Genomic DNA, 16288 nt, shown 5'->3' with positions numbered 1-16288 from the left:
GGGCTGAAAGGGAAGAAAGGCCCCTTATGGGACGCACATCGAAGAAGACGCTGACCGGCACCGCCCTCGCCGTGACCGCCGCAGCCGTGGCCGGCGGCCTCGGCACCGACCCCCGTTCCCCCTGGTACCACCGGCTGCGCAAGCCGTCCTGGCAGCCGCCCCGGCAGGCGTACGGCCTGGTCTGGACGCCGCTGTACGCGACGATCGCCTACGCCTCCGCCCGCACGCTGTCCCTGGGGGACGAGCGCTCCCGGCCGGCCCTGCGCCGGGCGCTCGCGGCGAACCTCGCGCTCAACGCGTCCATCGCCCGCCGGAACCCGCCGGGGAAGGGGTAACGGGCCGCCGTGCGGCGGGTGGCGGCGCGGCGAGTGGTCGCTGGGCGAGGTTACTGCGCGGCGGGGTCGAGCTGGGGGGAGCGCTCGGCCTCGTCCGGCGGCTCCTGGGACTCCAGAGCCGTGAGGATCGTGGTGAGAACCTCCCGGAACCTCCGCACCTGGGTCGTGGTGAGGGGGTCGAACAGCACGCGGCGGACCTCCTCCACGTGGCCCGGCGCGGCCTCCACGAGCGCCGCGAAGCCCTCGTCGGTGAGCTCGGCGACGGTCGTGCGGCGGTCCTCGGGCCGCTTGACCCGCCGTACCCAGCCCTTCTCCTCCAGCCGGGAGACGGCGTGGGAGAGGCGGCTGACGGAGTAGCGGAGCATGGAGGACAACTCGCTCATCGTCATGGTCCGGCCGGGCGACTCGGAGAGCACCACGATGATCATGTAGTAGGCGTGCGGGATGCCCGAGTCACGCTGTAACTGCCGTTCTAGGGCGTCCTGGAGGAGCTGGCTCGTCCTGATGTAGGCGCGCCAGGTGCGCTGCTCCTCATCGTCGAGCCATCGCGTGCCGGACATGCGCCAAAGACTACCGGTCGGTCGGCACAATCTTTGTGGGCCAAAGACCCTGGTTCGATCGTTCCGATGAGGAAAGTCTCAGGGTCATGGACGAAATGGAGCGCATCGACGCCTATTGGCGGGCCGCGAACTACCTGTCCGTCGGTCAGATCTACCTGATGGACAACCCGCTGCTGACGGAACCGCTGAGTGCCGAGCACGTCAAGCCGCGGCTGCTGGGCCACTGGGGCACCACCCCCGGGCTCAACTTCTGCTTCGCCCACCTGAACCGGATCATCCGGGAACGCGACCAGGAGATGATCTACGTCGCCGGTCCCGGGCACGGCGGCCCCGCCGCGGTGGCGCACGCCTGGCTGGAGGGCACCTACACCGAGCGCTACCCCCACATCACCCGGGACGCGACCGGCATGCGCCGGCTGTTCCGCCAGTTCTCCTTCCCCGGCGGCATCCCCAGCCACGTGGCCCCCGAGACCCCCGGCTCCATCCACGAGGGCGGCGAGCTCGGCTACGCCCTGTCCCACGCGTACGGCGCGGCCTTCGACAACCCCCGCCTGGTGGTGGCGTGCGTCGTCGGGGACGGCGAGGCCGAGACCGGCCCGCTGGCCACCGCCTGGCACTCCAACAAGTTCCTGAACCGCGCCGGTGACGGGGTGGTGCTGCCGATCCTGCACCTCAACGGCTACAAGATCGCCAACCCCACCGTGCTGGCCCGCATCCCCGAACCCGAGCTGCTCAAGCTGTTCGAGGGGTACGGCTACCGCCCCCACCTCGTCTCCGGCGACCAGCCGGCCGTGATGCACGAGCTGATGGCGCGGACCCTCGACACGGTGTTCGACGAGATGGCCGACGGCGGCCCGCTGCCGATGATCATCCTGCGTACGCCGAAGGGCTGGACCGGCCCCCGGGAGGTGGACGGGCTGCCGGTGGAGGGCACCTGGCGTGCCCATCAGGTGCCGCTGGCCGACGTGCGCGACCGCCCCGACCGCCTGGAGGCGCTGCGGGAGTGGATGCTCTCCTACCGGCCCGAGGAACTGTTCGACACAGGCGGCCGGCCGGTCGAGGCAATCACGGCCACGGTGCCGGACGGGCCGCTGCGGATGAGCGCCAGCCCGCACGCCAACGGCGGGGAGCTGCTGCGTCCCCTCGTGCTGCCCGACTTCCGCGACTACGCCGTGGAGGTCAAGAGCCCGGCCACCGCCTTCAGCGAGCCGACCCGCGTGCTGGGCGGGTTCCTGCGGGACGTGATCGCCGCCAACCCGGAGAACTTCCGGCTCCTCGGCCCGGACGAGACCGCGTCCAACCGGCTGTCGGCGGTGTTCGAGGTGACCGACAAGGAGTGGGAGGCGGCCCTGCTGCCGACGGACGAGAACCTCGGCCCGGCCGGCCGCGTGATGGAGGTGCTCAGCGAGCACCAGTGCCAGGGCTGGCTGGAGGGCTACCTGCTGACCGGCCGCCACGGGCTGTTCAACTGCTACGAGGCGTTCATCCACATCATCGACGCGATGTTCAACCAGCACGCCAAGTGGCTGGAGTCGTCCCGGAAGATCCCCTGGCGCAGGCCGGTGGCCTCGCTGAACTACCTGCTGTCCTCGCACGTGTGGCGGCAGGACCACAACGGCTTCAGCCACCAGGACCCCGGGTTCCTCGACGTGGTGGTCAACAAGAAGGCCGAGGTGGTGCGGGTCTACCTGCCGCCGGACGCCAACACGCTGCTGTCGACGGCCGACCACTGCCTGCGCTCCCGCGACTACGTCAACGTCGTCGTCGCCGGTAAGCAGCCCGTGCTCGACCTGATGAGCATGGACGAGGCGGCCGTCCACTGCGCGCGCGGGCTGGGCATCCTGGAGTGGGCCTCCACCGACGAGGGCGCCCACCCCGACGTCGTGCTGGCCTGCGCCGGGGACGTGCCGACCCTGGAGACCCTCGCCGCCGCGGCGATGCTGCGCGAGCACCTGCCCGAACTGAAGGTGCGGGTGGTCAACGTGGTCGACCTCATGCGGCTGCAGCCGGCCTCCGAGCACCCGCACGGGCTGCGCGACGTGGAGTTCGACGCGTTGTTCACCACGGACCGGCCGATCATCTTCAACTTCCACGGCTACCCGTGGCTGATCCACCGCCTGACCTACCGGCGTACGGGGCACGAGAACCTGCACGTGCGCGGATACAAGGAGGAGGGCACCACCACCACGCCCTTCGACATGGCGATGCTCAACGACATCGACCGCTACCACCTGGTGATGGACGTGATCGACCGGGTGCCCGGCCTGGGCAGCACGGCCGCCCACCTGCGCCAGCGCATGGCCGACGCCCGGCTGCGCGCCCGCGCCCACACCCGCGAGTACGGCGAGGACCCCGCCGAGATCCGCGACTGGACCTGGCCCGCCTCCTGAAGGCCGTATGCCACTTGCCCTCGTCTCTGCCGACTCCGGGATCCGGTGTCGACGGCTGACCGCCGATCTCGCTGTCACGGGCCGGGGCGTACCAGGCCGCTCTCGTAGGCCAGGATGACCAGCTGGACCCTGTCGCGCACGTCCAGCTTGGCGATGGCCCTGGTGATGTGGGTCTTGGCGGTGAGCGGACTGATGACAAGGCGCTCGGCGATCTCGTGGTTGGAGAGTCCGAGCGCCACGAGCCTGACCGTCTCCAGTTCCCGGGCGGTGAGGACGTCCAGCCGCTGTCCCGTGGCGGGCGTGAGGTCCTGCCGGTGGGCGAACTGCTCGATGACGCGGCGCGTCACCCCCGGAGACAGGAGTGCGTCTCCGTCGGCGACGGCTGCGACCGCCCGGCGAAGTTCGGCTGGTTCGACCTCCTTGGTGAGGAAGCCGCTGGCTCCGGCGCGCAGGGCGGCGAAGACGTGTTCGTCGGTGTCGAACGTGGTGAGGATGATGACGCGGCAACCCTGAGCGGCCGGGCCGGTGACGATGCGCTTCGTGGCGGTGATCCCGTCGGTGCCCGGCATGCGGATGTCCATGAGGATCACATCGGGATGGGTGCTCGCGGCCAGCCGTACGGCTTCGTCGCCGTCCTGGGCTTCGCCGACGACCGTGATGTCCCGGGACCGGGCCAGCAGGCTGCGGAAGCCGGCCCGTACGAGTGCCTGGTCGTCGGCGAGGAGCACCCTGATCGTCATGCGGCCGAGCCTGCCACAGGGATGTCGGCCCGCACGGCGAAGCCGCCGGGGACCGGCCCTGCGGTGAACTCGCCTCCGAGTGCACTCACCCGCTCGCGCATGCCGGTCAGGCCATGGCCTTCGGTGGCATCGGCGCCGCCCGGGGGTCTGCGGCCGTTGTCGGTGATCTTGACGGTGACCGAGCGGGGCCGGTAGCCGATCGTCACTTCGGCCTTGCTCGCCCCCGCGTGCTTGAGCGTGTTGGCGAGGGACTCCTGCACGATGCGGTGGACGGCGATGGCGGTGATGGCGGGGACGGCCGCGCGGTCGCCGTGCTCGTCGAGGGTCACCTCAAGCCCGGCGGCGCGGGTGTCGGCGATGAGAGTGTCCAAGGAGGCCAGATCCGCCTGGGGTGCGGTGCCGGCGAAGTCGTCGCGCAGGACCGTGACGAGGGAGCGGAGGTCGGCCATCGCCTGGTTCCTGACGTTCTTCGCCAGGCGCAGCGCCGCGGCTGCCGCGGCCGGGTCCTCCTCCAGGGCGTCGGCGGCGACGTTGAGCTGGACGCCGACGACGGCCAGAGTATGGGCGATGACGTCGTGAACCTCGTGCGAGACACGCAGCCGTTCCTCGGCGGCGCGGGCACGGCTGTCGGTGTCGCGCAGCCGCTCGCGCCAGCGCATCGCGGCGGCGTACGTGAGACCCGCGGCGACGAGGACCGCCAGGAGCAGTCCTTCCCCCGCGACGTGGATCAGGTAGCGGACCGGGTTACGGTCCAGGATCCAGCGGGCATCGACGGCGGAGTAGACCAGCTGGGCCAGGCCGAGGGCGGGCACCCAGCGCACGCGTGGCGTGGTGGCGGCGGTGAAGTAGGCGACCGCGGCCGGCCAGATCCAACCGGCGGGAGACCAGTGCCCGGTGAGGTGATAGACGGTGATCCCGCCGATCGACAGCAGCAGCACGGTCATCGGCCACCGGCGTCTGACCAGCAGGAGCGCTCCGAGAAACAGACCGAGGGGGATCGGGCCCTGCCAGGGGTCGTACACCCCGGTGGCGAGGGCCACGGCGACGAAGAAGACCAGTGTGAGGGCGGCGAGCGTGAGGTCGGTGATCCGGGCGATGTGCCGGACGGGAGCCGGTTCGCGTCGTGGGGGCAGAGCGGCCATGCGGAGGCCCTTTCTCGAGGGACGACGGATGTGAGACCGGGCCGCGTCGCCCAGACGGTCAACTGGGCGACGCCGTCGGCATGTCCGGCGTCCGCAGCCGCGTGACCGGCGGACTCAAGGACTGCGAACGCTCCGGCTGTCTAGACGAGAAACGCTAGGCCGGGCCGCGGCGGGAGCGCGTCGTCCGTCGATCGTCATCTGGCCTTGCACCGTTCGCCGTACGCGTTACACCGAACGGAGCAGGCATCTCGCCTCGACCGGCCGCACGAGGCCAAGGCTTCGGGGCTTCAGGACCGGTACGTCCAGGCAGCGTCGTCTGTCCCGCACGTGATGCCCACCGGTGCGGCGCCGTCGGCCCGTCGGCCCGGAAGCAAGGCAACTCGTTAACAATGTGCTGAACGCGCCGAGTTGGACGTGCGTCTCGGGCAAGGCGGTCACCTGATGCGGGCTGCCGATCGGCGACAATCCCATCGTGACCTCTCCCGATGTGACCATGTGGCGGGCGGTCCCCGCGGCGCGACCGTGGAGCTGCGACGGCAGGGGTCCCGGGTCAGCGAGCGTCATGGAAGCCGGGCCGAGGTGCAGATCGACGATGTGGACGAGGACGTCGCCGCCGTGCACTTCGAGCTGGCCGTGGACCGATACGTCGCCGGCGGATACTCCCCCCGCACTCAGGAGGCCGCGCGCGGCGTCCTCGGCACCCCGGCGGACGACGCCGGATACGCGTTCGCCTTCGCCGCCAAGGTCGGCGGCGCCCGGGGCGAGCTCATCAGGGCGCAGGCGCTGCGGCTCTGGGAGGACGATCAGGCGGCACGGGACGCCGAGCGGGCGGCGATCGAGGCGATCGACTCCCCGGTGTCCTTCTGCGGCCTGCTGGACGACCATCTCCTCCTGATCCCGGACGGGCCCGCGATCCACGCGTACGTCGACGGGCACGATGTGGTCTCCCTCGTCGACGGGCTGGCCACCGCCAAGGGCATGACACCGGGCCGGCTGGGCTTCGACCCCGGGCGCGAGCCCTGGCGGATCGATCTCATGGGCCGGCACCGGCTCCGGAGCCTGCTCGCCGGCGAGCACATGAGCCGGCTGCGCTCGCTCCGGGTCCGCACCTGGGGCGGCACCGCCCAGCTCGACCCGGTCCTGAGCCCCTACTCCGCCGGTGACCGGCTCAGCCACCTGTGCCTGCCGAGCCAGCGCGACGACCTCGCCGAAGCGCCGGTCGCCGGGCGATACCCCGGCCTGCGCGCACTGGAGTGTCCGGCGTGGCAGGTGGCGGGGCTGCTCCGGGACGGCGCGCCCCGGCTGCACACCCTCGTGGCGTACGGCGACGACGCGCGCACGCCCTCCCTGCTGGACCTGCTGGCCGGCCTCTCTCTGCCCGCCCTCCGCCACCTCGCCCTGTGGGAGGCGCACGTGGATCCCACGACACTGGCCGCCTCTCCGGTCGTTGCGCAGTTGGCCACCCTCGACCTGTGGAAGGTCAACGACGCCCACCGGTTCGACTTCTCCGCCCTGCTGCGGCAGCGGCGGGACCTGGCCCATCTGGAACGGATCGTCGTCCCCGGACACTGCGTTCCCTCCGCCACCGTCGGCCGCTTCGCCGACTGGCCGCAGGTGACCTTCGCCGGCCACGACCGCCGGGAACTGCTCGCGCTCGACCTCGACACCCGGGGGTACCCGCTCGCCATGTGAGCCGGGGAGCCGGGGAGCCGGGGAGCTGGCGCGAGAAATCGGGATGACGGCACCGGTAGCATCGGAGGCATCGGAGCCGCCGCCTCTCCGCGTGCGCGCTACATCGACACTGTCCTAAGGAGCAACCGTGTCCGCCGCCCTTGAGATACGCATCACCCTCGCCGGAGCCGAGCGCGTGGTGGCGGCGGGCACGACGGCCGGGGAGGCGCTCGGCGCCGACGGGCGGTCGGTGATCGCCGCCCGGATCAACGGAGAGCTGCGCGACCTCGCCGCCGAGGTGGCCGAGGGCGACCTGGTCGAGCCGGTCGCGATCGACAGCCCCGACGGCCGGGCGATCCTGCGCCACTCGACCGCGCACGTCATGGCCCAGGCCGTGCAGGAGATCTTCCCCGAGGCGAAGCTCGGCATCGGCCCGCCGGTGGAGAACGGCTTCTACTACGACTTCGACGTCCGCGAGCCGTTCACCCCCGACGACCTCAAGCGCGTCGAGAAGCGCATGCGCGAGATCGTCAAGCAGGGGCAGACCTTCCGCCGGCGCGCGGTCGGCGACGACGAGGCCCGCGAGGAGCTGGCCGGCGAGCCGTACAAGCTGGAGCTGATCGGGCTCAAGGGCGGTGCCGCCGAGTCGGCCGACGGCGCGGACGTCGAGGTGGGCGGCGGGCAGCTGACCATCTACGACAACCTCGACCCCAAGTCGGGCGAGCTGTGCTGGAAGGACCTGTGCCGCGGGCCGCACCTGCCCAGCACCCGGGTCGTCCCGGCGTTCAAGCTCATGCGGTCCGGCGGCGCCTACTGGCGGGGCAGCGAGAAGAACCCGCAGCTCCAGCGCATCTACGGCACCGCCTGGGAGACCCGCGAGAGGCAGGACGAGTACCTGCGCCTGCTGGAGGAGGCCGAGAAGCGCGACCACCGCAAGCTCGGCGCCGAGCTCGACCTGTTCTCGTTCCCCGACGAGCTGGGATCGGGGCTGCCGGTCTTCCACCCCAAGGGCGGGGTGATCCGCCGGGTGATGGAGGACTACTCGCGCCGCCGGCACGAGGAGGCGGGCTACTCCTTCGTCAACACCCCGCACATCACCAAGGACAACCTGTACAAGATCTCCGGGCACCTCGACTGGTACGCCGACGGCATGTTCCCTCCCATGGAGCTGGAGGGGGCGCGTTACTACCTCAAGCCGATGAACTGCCCGATGCACAATCTGATCTTCCGGGCGCGCGGGCGGTCCTACCGTGAGCTGCCGCTGCGGCTGTTCGAGTTCGGCACGGTCTACCGGTACGAGAAGTCGGGCGTGATCCACGGCCTGACCCGCGTACGCGGCCTGACCCAGGACGACGCGCACATCTACTGCACCCAGGAGCAGATGCGCGACGAGCTGAAGTCGCTGCTGCGGTTCGTGCTCGATTTGCTGCGCGACTACGGCCTGGAGGACTTCTACCTGGAGCTGTCCACCAGGAACCCGGAGAAGTCCGTCGGCGACGACGAGACGTGGGAGCAGGCGACCGAGACGCTGCGGGAGGTGGCAGAGTCCGAGAAGCTGGAGCTGGTCCTCGACCCGGCCGGCGCCGCCTTCTACGGCCCGAAGATCTCGGTGCAGGCCCGGGACGCCATCGGCCGGTCGTGGCAGATGTCGACCATCCAGCTCGACTTCAACCTGCCCGAGCTCTTCGGGCTGGAGTATCAGGCCGCCGACGGCACCCGGAAGCGGCCGGTCATGATCCACCGGGCGCTGTTCGGGTCGATCGAGCGGTTCTTCGGCGTGCTGGTCGAGCACTACGCGGGCGCCTTCCCCGCGTGGCTCGCCCCGGTGCAGGTCGTCGGCATCCCGATCGCCGACGCCCACGCGCCGTACCTCCAGGACGTCGCCAAGAGGCTGCGCGAGCAGGGCATCCGGGTCGAGGTCGACGAGAGCGACGACCGTATGCAGAAGAAGATCCGCAACGCGCAGAAGGCCAAGGTGCCGTACATGCTCCTCGCGGGCGACGACGACATCGCGGCCGGCGCGGTCTCCTTCCGCTACCGGAGCGGCGAGCAGAAGAACGGCGTGCCGGTCGACCAGGCGATCGACGAGATCGTCGACGCGGTCCGCCGCCGCGTCCAGGCCTGACGCCGTCGGCGGCGTGGCGGGCAGGACCGGACCGGAGGGAAGCGACGACCGTGGATTCAGAGCCGATCGAGCAGGCCGGCGCCGGGGTTCCCGACGACTTCCAGCGCCTGTGGACTCCGCACCGGATGGCCTACATCAAGGGCGAGAACAAGCCTACGGGGTCCGGCGCGGACGACGGCTGCCCGTTCTGCGAGATCCCCAAGCTCTCCGACGAGGACGGGCTGATCGTGGCCCGGGGATCGGCCGTGTTCGCCGTGCTCAACCTTTACCCGTACAACTCCGGCCACCTGATGGTCTGCCCGTACCGGCACGTGTCGGACTACGCCGACCTCGACGGCCCCGAGACCGCCGAGCTCGCCGAGTTCACCAAGCGCGCCACGCAGGCGCTGCGCAAGGCGAGCGGCGCGCAGGGCTTCAACGTCGGCATGAACCTCGGCGGCGTCGCGGGCGCGGGCATCGCCGCCCACCTTCACCAGCACGTCGTGCCCCGGTGGGGCGGCGACACCAACTTCATGCCGGTGGTCGGGCACACCAGGGTGCTGCCGCAGCTTCTGCGCGACACCCGCGACCTCCTCGCCGGCGCCTGGCCCGCCGCCTCCTGACCACGCCCCGGCCACCGAGCCGCGCGGGCGCGACCGGGGCACCCCGGTCCCGGACCGAGGGTCCCGCCCGACGTCGCTCAGCCCGCCAGGTTCGCCGGGGGGCTCAGCGGGGGGTTCATCGGGGGGCTCGGCGCGGCGGCGGCCGGGGCGGCCTCGCCGTACTGCAGGGCGCGGATCCCCGCGCTGAGCACGAGTGGTACGGCCAGGGCCAGGGCCATGGACAGCACGGCGGCGCCGGAGTCGTTGACGAGCATGCCGACCACCCCGCTCACGAGCGCGCCGAGCAGGCCCGCCTTGAGCGTGGGCGCCCGCTCGAAGGCGATCGGCAGCACTCCGGCGCTGGCCGTGCCGGGCCGCAGCAGCGCGAAGACGAGGAACGCGAAGGCGGCGATCACCACCGGCATCAGGTTGGGGCTGAGCAGCGTGGCGAGCATCGCCCCGAGCTTGCGGGAGATCACCGGCAGGAACGTGCCGTCGGCGACCTGCCCGGCGAACCGCCCGAGATGTGTCTGGCTGGCCGGGGGACGCAGGTAGTCGAGGTAGGCGATCGCCATCACCAGCACGCCGCCCGCCGCGCAGAACGCGCCCAGCTTGACGACCGACACCCGCTTGCCCGCGACGAGCATCGCGGTGACCGCGATGCCGGGGACGAAGGCGATCACGCCGCCGAAGTCGCTGCCCACGCCGGGCCAGCCGTCGAGCAGCATCGCGAAGGCCCCGAGCACGGCGATCAAAGCCACCGCGACGCCCTTGCGGCCCGACCGCACCAGCCGGTCCGCGGCGGCGGTGGTCACGAGCAGCACGGCCGTGGCCAGCAACGCGAAGGGGATGTTGCCCAGGCCGTAGTAACGGGCGCCGACCACTCCCGTGTAGCCCATCAGGCTGTTGAGCTGCAGGGGCGTGCCGGTCAGCAGGTCGCCGAGCAGCACGGCCGCGGTGACCGCCGCGATCACGGTCAGGGGTCCGAGCACGCCGCGCCGCCACGGCCCGGCGAGGGCCGCCAAAGTCAGCGCCGCCGCGATGGCCGTGATCGAGGCGAAGAGCGTGAGCACCGGCTGCGCCGCACGGGCCCACGGGAGGAGGTTGACGAGATAGGTCGAGGCGGGGATCGCCGCCAGCGCCACGGCCGCGGACCGTACGGCCGGCAGCCGTTCGCGGCGGCGCAGCAACAGGAACGCGGTCAGATAGAACAGCACCTGGAGCACGGCGAGGGTGGTGAAGAAGACGCCGGTGGTGTTCCTGATCGTCTGCCCGGCCACGTCGGCGGTCCGCAGGGCCGCCACGCCCTCGGCGAGACTCCCGCCGGTCGCGCCGCTCGTCCCGCTGCTCGTCCCGTGCGTCTCGACCGGGACGCCGACGACGTTCGCGGGAGCGGCGACCCCGGCCAGGGCGAGGACCGTGGCGGTGAGGTCCGGCAGGATGATCATGTCGTCCCGGTGGGTGGACCTGGCGCCGAGCGTGCGTCCCGGCCCGGCCGCGCCCGCGCTGCCCGGGCTGGTCGTGGCAGGGCCGGTCGTGTCCGGGCCGCGCAGCATCGCCACCCGCAGGTGCGGCACCGGCCCGTGGTCCCCGATGCCCGCCACCAGCACCGTCGCCTGCCCCAGGCGGGGCAGGACCGCGCCGAGCTTCGCGTCGGCCGCCCGCGCCGCCGCCCGGCGCACCTGCGGCGCCACGGCCTCCGGCACCTCGCTCAGCCGGTCGGCCGAGACGTAGGGCGCGATGAGGTCGGGGATCTCCACCGCGACGACGTCCGCCCGGGTCCACTCGGCGGCCTGCGCGACGCCGGCCGCGTAGACGTCCACGCGCCCGGCGCGGTCGGCCAGCGCGAGCGCCGCGCCCGGGCCGACGGCCATCGTGGTCCGCCCGGCCGTGTGCAGGGCCTGTCCGAGGGTTCCGGCGTCGTCCTGCTCGCGTACCTCCCACAGCCAGGAGAAATGGGGGACCACCGCGCCCTGGCCGCTCGCCTCGGGCGTGGGCGCCATGCCGCAGCGTCCCCCCACCGCCGATCTCACCCCGGCCGAGACCGTGAGCCATCCGTCGTAGGGGCAGGTGCCGTCCTTGCGCACGGTCCGGGCCGACAGGGAGCCGATGGCGGACTCACCGGCGAGCCGCCACAGGGCGGGCGTGTCCTCCGGCGTGACGTCGCTCCACATCAGACCGGGGATCCCGACCAGCACCACCCGCTCGCCGGCGGATCCCGCGCCGGCCGCCGTACCGCGCTGGTCCGGCCACTGATCCGGCCGCTGATCGGGTGCGGCCGCGAGCCCGGCGAGCCCGGCGGACGCGGCCGCCGCGGGCGCGAGGGACACGACCGACACGCCGAACACGCCGAACACGACGGCGACGAGCGCGCGTCTCACCCACGTGCCACTCACCGGCGACCCCCAGGCCCCTACATGATCTTGGGAAAACTCGCGACCACGCTACCGGACCTCCGGACACCCGCGCAGCGACTCGGCCCGTCCCGGGTGGGCGGGGTCAGGTCGCCGGGGTGGCGGCGCTCTCGTTGCCGAGGCGGTCGAGCGTGGTGACGTAGTAGGCGCCGGAGCCCGCCGCGGCGTACCGCGGCGCGGCGGAGGCCGGCACGACGGCGAGCAGGTTGCGCGCGTCGGCCGTGGCACAGGAGGCGTCCTTGCCGGTCACCCGGTACACCGCGTACGCCTGCGCGCCCGGCTGGGCCTGCCACGTCAGCGTCCCGGAGGCGGCCTTCACCCCGCGCGGCGCTACCGGCGCGGGGGTGGACCCCGCCCTGAGCGCCGGTGGCAGCGCGGGCCGCGTGTAGTGCTCCCGCACGATCCGGTCGAGCACGCCCAGGGGATTGCGCGCGAGCTGGGCGGCGCTGAAGTACACGTCGCCGGAGATCTCCGGGTGCCTGCGGTTCAGCGTGAGGTGCGCGGGCAGCTCACCGGCCTTGGTCCAGGCCGGGGTGTCGGTGGCGCCGACCCGGTAGAGCGCCTGGCCGATGTAGAGATCGACGCCGGTGCCCTTCACCGCGTCGGCCCACCACTTGGCGAGGACGGTGTAGTCGGCGGCGGCGAAGCCCCGGGGCCAGTAGAGCTGGGGCATCACGTAGTCGACGGAGCCCTTCTTGATCCACGCTTTCGCGTCCGCGTAGATCGAGTCGTAGGCCGACATGCCCTTGGTGGCCGAGCCCGCCGGGTCCTCGGCCTTGTTGCGCCAGATGCCGAAGGGGCTGATCCCGAACACGGCGTACGGCCTCGCCGCGTGGACCGCGCCCGAGATCTGGGCGACGAGGTCGTTGACGTTGCGCCGCCGCCAGTCGGCCAGGCTGAGGCCCTTGCCGTACTTCTTGTACGCCGCCTGGTCGGCGAACCTCGTGCCCCGGCCCGGGTAGGGGTAGAAGTAGTCGTCGAAGTGGACGCCGTCGACGTCGTAGCGCTGCACGACGTCCGTCACGACCTTGGTCACCCAGTCGCGCACCTCGGGCAGCCCGGGGTTGTAGTAGAGCTTGCCCTCGTGCTTGACGACCCAGTCGGGGTGCAGCCGCGCCGGGTGCCCTGCGGGCAGCTTCGCGGTGGCCGAGTCGGCCGCACGGTAGGGGTTGAACCACGCGTGGAACTGCAGCCCCCTCTTGTGGGCCTCCTCCACGAGGAACGGCAGCGGGTCCCAGCCCGGGTCCCGGCCGGCCGTGCCGGTCAGCCACTGCGACCAGGGCTCCAGCGACGAGCGGTAGATCGCGTCCGAGGCGGGACGCACCTGGAAGAACACCGCGTTCAGCCGGCGCTCCACCGCGTTGTCGAGGATCCGCAGATACTCGGCCCGCTGCCGGTCGGGCGACAGCCCAGGCTTGGACGGCCAGTCGACGTTGTGCACGGTCGCGATCCAGACACCGCGGAGCTGGCGCTTGGGATATTTCGCGCTGGTCGCGCAGGCGCCCGTCGCCGTCAGCGTCTCCGCCTTCACCACCTGGTTCCGCCCGTCCTGCGCGTTCGCCGTGTTGCCGATCTTCTCGGCCTGGGCCCCGGGGCCGAACGTGTAGGCGGCGCCGATCGCGGCGGCGGCGATGACGGTGGTGGCGATCAACGGGCGGACGACCTGTCTCCGCTCGGTCACGTGGCTGCCCCTCCGATTTGCCGGTAAGTCCGGCGACCAGTCTTACATCGGCATAAGAGCGGTTTAGCCAGAAAAAAAGAAACGCACTTGTGATGCGGATGTGACGCGGGACACGTCGTGAGGCTCCCCGAGGGGCCGTACGGCCAAACCCGGCGGCTCGGATGAGCTGCGCGAACGGCCCGTCCGGCGGGGACGCGGCCCGTCCCGGCCCGGCGAGGGGCCGCCGGGACGCGGGGGAATGGTTCTGAGGCGGATTGGTGACATTCGTACGTCCCCGACCGGTTCGGGCGGGGCGGGAGCCCGGCGGCGGGAGGCGTGCCGCCGGGCGTCCCTATGTGATCTCGTCGGAGCGCCGTCCGGTTGTCGCCGGAGCGCCGTCCGGTACGGGCCTAGTCGTGCTCGCCCGCCCCGGCCACCTTGTCGACCAGGTGCGCGGGCAGCGGCTCGTACCGCAGGAAGGAACGGGTGAACGTGCCCGTCCCGTGGGACAGCGAGCGCAGGTCGACGGCGTACCGGGTGATCTCCAGCTGCGGGGCCTCGGCGCGCACCAGCGTGCGGCCCTTGCCGACCGGCTCGGTGCCGAGCACCCTGCCCCGGCGGGAGGACAGATCGGACATCACGGCGCCGACGTAGTCGTCGGGCACCAGCACCGCGACCTCGTCCACGGGTTCGAGCAGGTGCGTGGCCACCTTGGCCGCGGCCTCCTTGAGCGCGAGCTGGCCGGCGATCTGGAAGGCCATGTCGGAGGAGTCGACCGAGTGGGCCTTGCCGTCGTAGAGCGTGACGCGGATGTCGACCATCGGGTAGCCGGCGACGACCCCGCGTTCCATCTGCGCCCGCACGCCCTTCTCGACCGACGGGATGAACTGCCGCGGGACCACCCCGCCCACGATCTTGTCGACGAACTCGAACCCGCCGCCCGACGGCAGCGGCTCGACCTCGATGTGGCAGACGGCGTACTGCCCGTGGCCGCCGGTCTGCTTGACGTTGCGCCCCATGGCCTGCGCCCGGCCGCCGAACGTCTCGCGCAGCGGCACCCGCAGGCCGACCTTCTCGACCTCCACGCCGTGCCGCTTGGCCAGGCGGTCGAGCAGGACGTCGGAGTGCGCCTCGCCCATGCACCACAGCACGAGCTGGCGGGTCTCCGCGTTGTTCTCCAGCCGCAGCGTCGGGTCCTCGGCGACGAGGCGGCCGAGGGCCTGGCTCAGCTTGTCCTCGTCGGCCTTCGACCTCGCCCGGATCGCGACCGGCAGCAGCGGGTCGGGCATGGTCCACGCCTCGACCAGCAGCGGCTCGTCCTTGCCGGAGAGCGTGTCGCCGGTCTCCGTACGCGACAGCTTGGCGACCGCGCAGACGTCGCCGGCGACGCACTTGCCCACCGTCCGCTGCAGTTTGCCGAGGGGTGAGGACAGCGCGCCCACCCGCTCGTCGACGTCGTGGTCCTCGTGGCCCCGGTCGGCCAGGCCGTGGCCGGAGACGTGGACCGTCATGTCGGGCCGCAGCGTGCCGGAGAAGACCCGGACCAGGCTGATCCGCCCGACGTACGGATCGCTGGTCGTCTTGACGACCTCCGCCACCAGCGGGCCGTCCGGGTCGGCGGTGATCTCCTTGCAGGGCTTGCCGTCGATCCCGGTGACGTGCGGCATCGGGTGCTCCAGGGGCGAGGGGAAGCCCTGCGTGACGATCTCCAGGAGCTCCAGCATGCCGACGCCGGGCGCGGTGGCGAGCACCGGGTAGAAGCTGCCCCGGGCCACCGCCTTCTCCAGGTCGTCGATGAGCACCTTGGTGTCGATCGTCTCCCCGGAGAGGTAGCGGTCCATCAGGGACTCGTCCTCGCTCTCCTGGATGATCCCCTCGATGAGGTCGCCGCGATACTGCTCGACGAGCGCGAGCTGGTCCGGGCCCGGCTCCCGCTCCGTCCTGCGGCCTCCGCCGTAGTCGAACAGCCGCTGCGACAGCAGGCCGAGCAGCCCGGTGCCGTCCACCGGCAGATAAAGCGGCGCCACGCCGTCGCCGAACGCGTCCTGGCAGGTGGCGAGGACCTCGTCGAAGTTGGCCCGCTGGTGGTCGATCTTGCTGATCACCACCGCGCGCGGCATGCCGACGAGCGCGCACTCGTCCCAGATCATCCGGGTGAGCCCGTCGACGCCCTCGACGGCCGACACGACGAACAGCGCGGCGTCCGCGGCGCGCAGCCCGGCCCTCAGGTCGCCGACGAAGTCCGCGTACCCCGGGGTGTCCAACAGGTTGATCTTGATGCCGTCGTGGACGACGGGCGCGACCGACAGGTTCACCGAGCGCTGCTGGCGCACCTCCACCTCGTCGAAGTCGCTGACCGTCGTGCCGTCCTCGACCCGGCCGGGGCGCTGCACCGTGCCCGTCTCCGCGAGCAGCGCCTCGATCAGGGTCGTCTTCCCGGCTCCGGAATGGCCGACCAGCACGACATTGCGCACCATGTCCGGCCGATCGGCCACGGGTGCCCTGCCCGCGGCCCCTGTTGTCGCGCCGGTTGATCTTTCGGCCACATCGCCTCCCAACCTCGGAGCGGCGGGGAGGGGGCGCACGGACGCGCCCCGCGCCGGCCGCTCGTGCCGTCGCTGTCCCGCGCCCGGGGGCCCGCCCTCTCACGACCACACGACCGATCACACG

The 16288-nt window shown here is 72.0% G+C and carries 11 protein-coding genes; 5 read left to right on the top strand and 6 right to left on the bottom strand.

What is annotated here, in order from left to right; genetic code table 11:
- Positions 1 to 26: 26 nt before the first annotated feature.
- Positions 27 to 335, top strand: coding sequence for a TspO/MBR family protein (locus tag OG344_RS28930; protein WP_405085788.1), 309 nt, complete (start codon positions 27 to 29; stop codon positions 333 to 335).
- Positions 336 to 385: 50 nt separating this feature from the next.
- Here the strand turns inward: OG344_RS28930 and OG344_RS28925 are convergent, their stop codons facing one another.
- A complete protein-coding gene (locus OG344_RS28925) occupies positions 386 to 895 on the bottom strand; it encodes a MarR family winged helix-turn-helix transcriptional regulator (protein ID WP_405085787.1) in 510 nt (169 codons plus the stop codon).
- Positions 896 to 981: 86 nt separating this feature from the next.
- Here OG344_RS28925 and OG344_RS28920 point away from each other — a divergent pair, with 86 nt between their 5' ends.
- Positions 982 to 3285 (top strand): phosphoketolase, encoded by a 2304-nt coding sequence (locus OG344_RS28920; RefSeq protein ID WP_405085786.1) that lies wholly within the window; start codon positions 982 to 984, stop codon positions 3283 to 3285.
- Positions 3286 to 3359: 74 nt separating this feature from the next.
- On the opposite strand, the gene OG344_RS28915 is transcribed toward OG344_RS28920, so the two are convergent.
- Both OG344_RS28915 and OG344_RS28910 read right to left on the bottom strand, forming a co-directional pair.
- Positions 3360 to 4025: a response regulator gene (locus tag OG344_RS28915; RefSeq protein WP_405085785.1), complete on the bottom strand. Its 666-nt coding sequence runs from the start codon at positions 4023 to 4025 to the stop codon at positions 3360 to 3362.
- Positions 4022 to 5167 carry a sensor histidine kinase gene (locus OG344_RS28910; protein ID WP_405085784.1) on the bottom strand — a complete coding sequence of 382 codons (1146 nt, stop codon included), beginning with the start codon at positions 5165 to 5167 and terminating at the stop codon, positions 4022 to 4024. Before OG344_RS28910 ends, OG344_RS28915 begins: the two co-directional genes overlap by 4 nt.
- Before the next feature lie 495 nt (positions 5168 to 5662).
- Here OG344_RS28910 and OG344_RS28905 point away from each other — a divergent pair, with 495 nt between their 5' ends.
- The 3 genes from OG344_RS28905 to OG344_RS28895 all read left to right on the top strand — a co-directional run bounded on the left by OG344_RS28905 (position 5663) and on the right by OG344_RS28895 (position 9565).
- Positions 5663 to 6859, top strand: a complete 1197-nt coding sequence (locus tag OG344_RS28905) for a hypothetical protein (protein ID WP_405085783.1) — start codon at positions 5663 to 5665, stop codon at positions 6857 to 6859.
- Between the two features lie 127 nt (positions 6860 to 6986).
- Positions 6987 to 8963, top strand: coding sequence for a threonine--tRNA ligase (thrS, locus tag OG344_RS28900; RefSeq protein ID WP_405085782.1), 1977 nt, complete (start codon positions 6987 to 6989; stop codon positions 8961 to 8963).
- Between the two features lie 50 nt (positions 8964 to 9013).
- Positions 9014 to 9565 (top strand): HIT family protein, encoded by a 552-nt coding sequence (locus OG344_RS28895; RefSeq protein ID WP_405085781.1) that lies wholly within the window; start codon positions 9014 to 9016, stop codon positions 9563 to 9565.
- Between the two features lie 77 nt (positions 9566 to 9642).
- On the opposite strand, the gene OG344_RS28890 is transcribed toward OG344_RS28895, so the two are convergent.
- The 3 genes from OG344_RS28890 to OG344_RS28880 form a co-directional block, all read right to left on the bottom strand.
- On the bottom strand, positions 9643 to 11925 hold the full coding sequence (locus OG344_RS28890) for a hypothetical protein (protein WP_405085780.1): 2283 nt from the start codon (positions 11923 to 11925) through the stop codon (positions 9643 to 9645).
- A gap of 118 nt (positions 11926 to 12043) precedes the next feature.
- On the bottom strand, positions 12044 to 13639 hold the full coding sequence (locus tag OG344_RS28885) for a glycoside hydrolase family 10 protein (protein WP_405085779.1): 1596 nt from the start codon (positions 13637 to 13639) through the stop codon (positions 12044 to 12046).
- A 389-nt stretch (positions 13640 to 14028) separates the two neighbouring features.
- Positions 14029 to 16164 (bottom strand): elongation factor G-like protein EF-G2, encoded by a 2136-nt coding sequence (locus OG344_RS28880; RefSeq protein WP_405085778.1) that lies wholly within the window; start codon positions 16162 to 16164, stop codon positions 14029 to 14031.
- Between the last annotated feature and the right edge of the window lie 124 nt (positions 16165 to 16288).

It is taken from the genome of Microbispora sp. NBC_01389, assembly GCF_045040095.1.
In the GTDB taxonomy this organism is placed as follows: domain Bacteria; phylum Actinomycetota; class Actinomycetes; order Streptosporangiales; family Streptosporangiaceae; genus Microbispora.
This window is presented reverse-complemented; position numbering and strand designations above follow the sequence as displayed.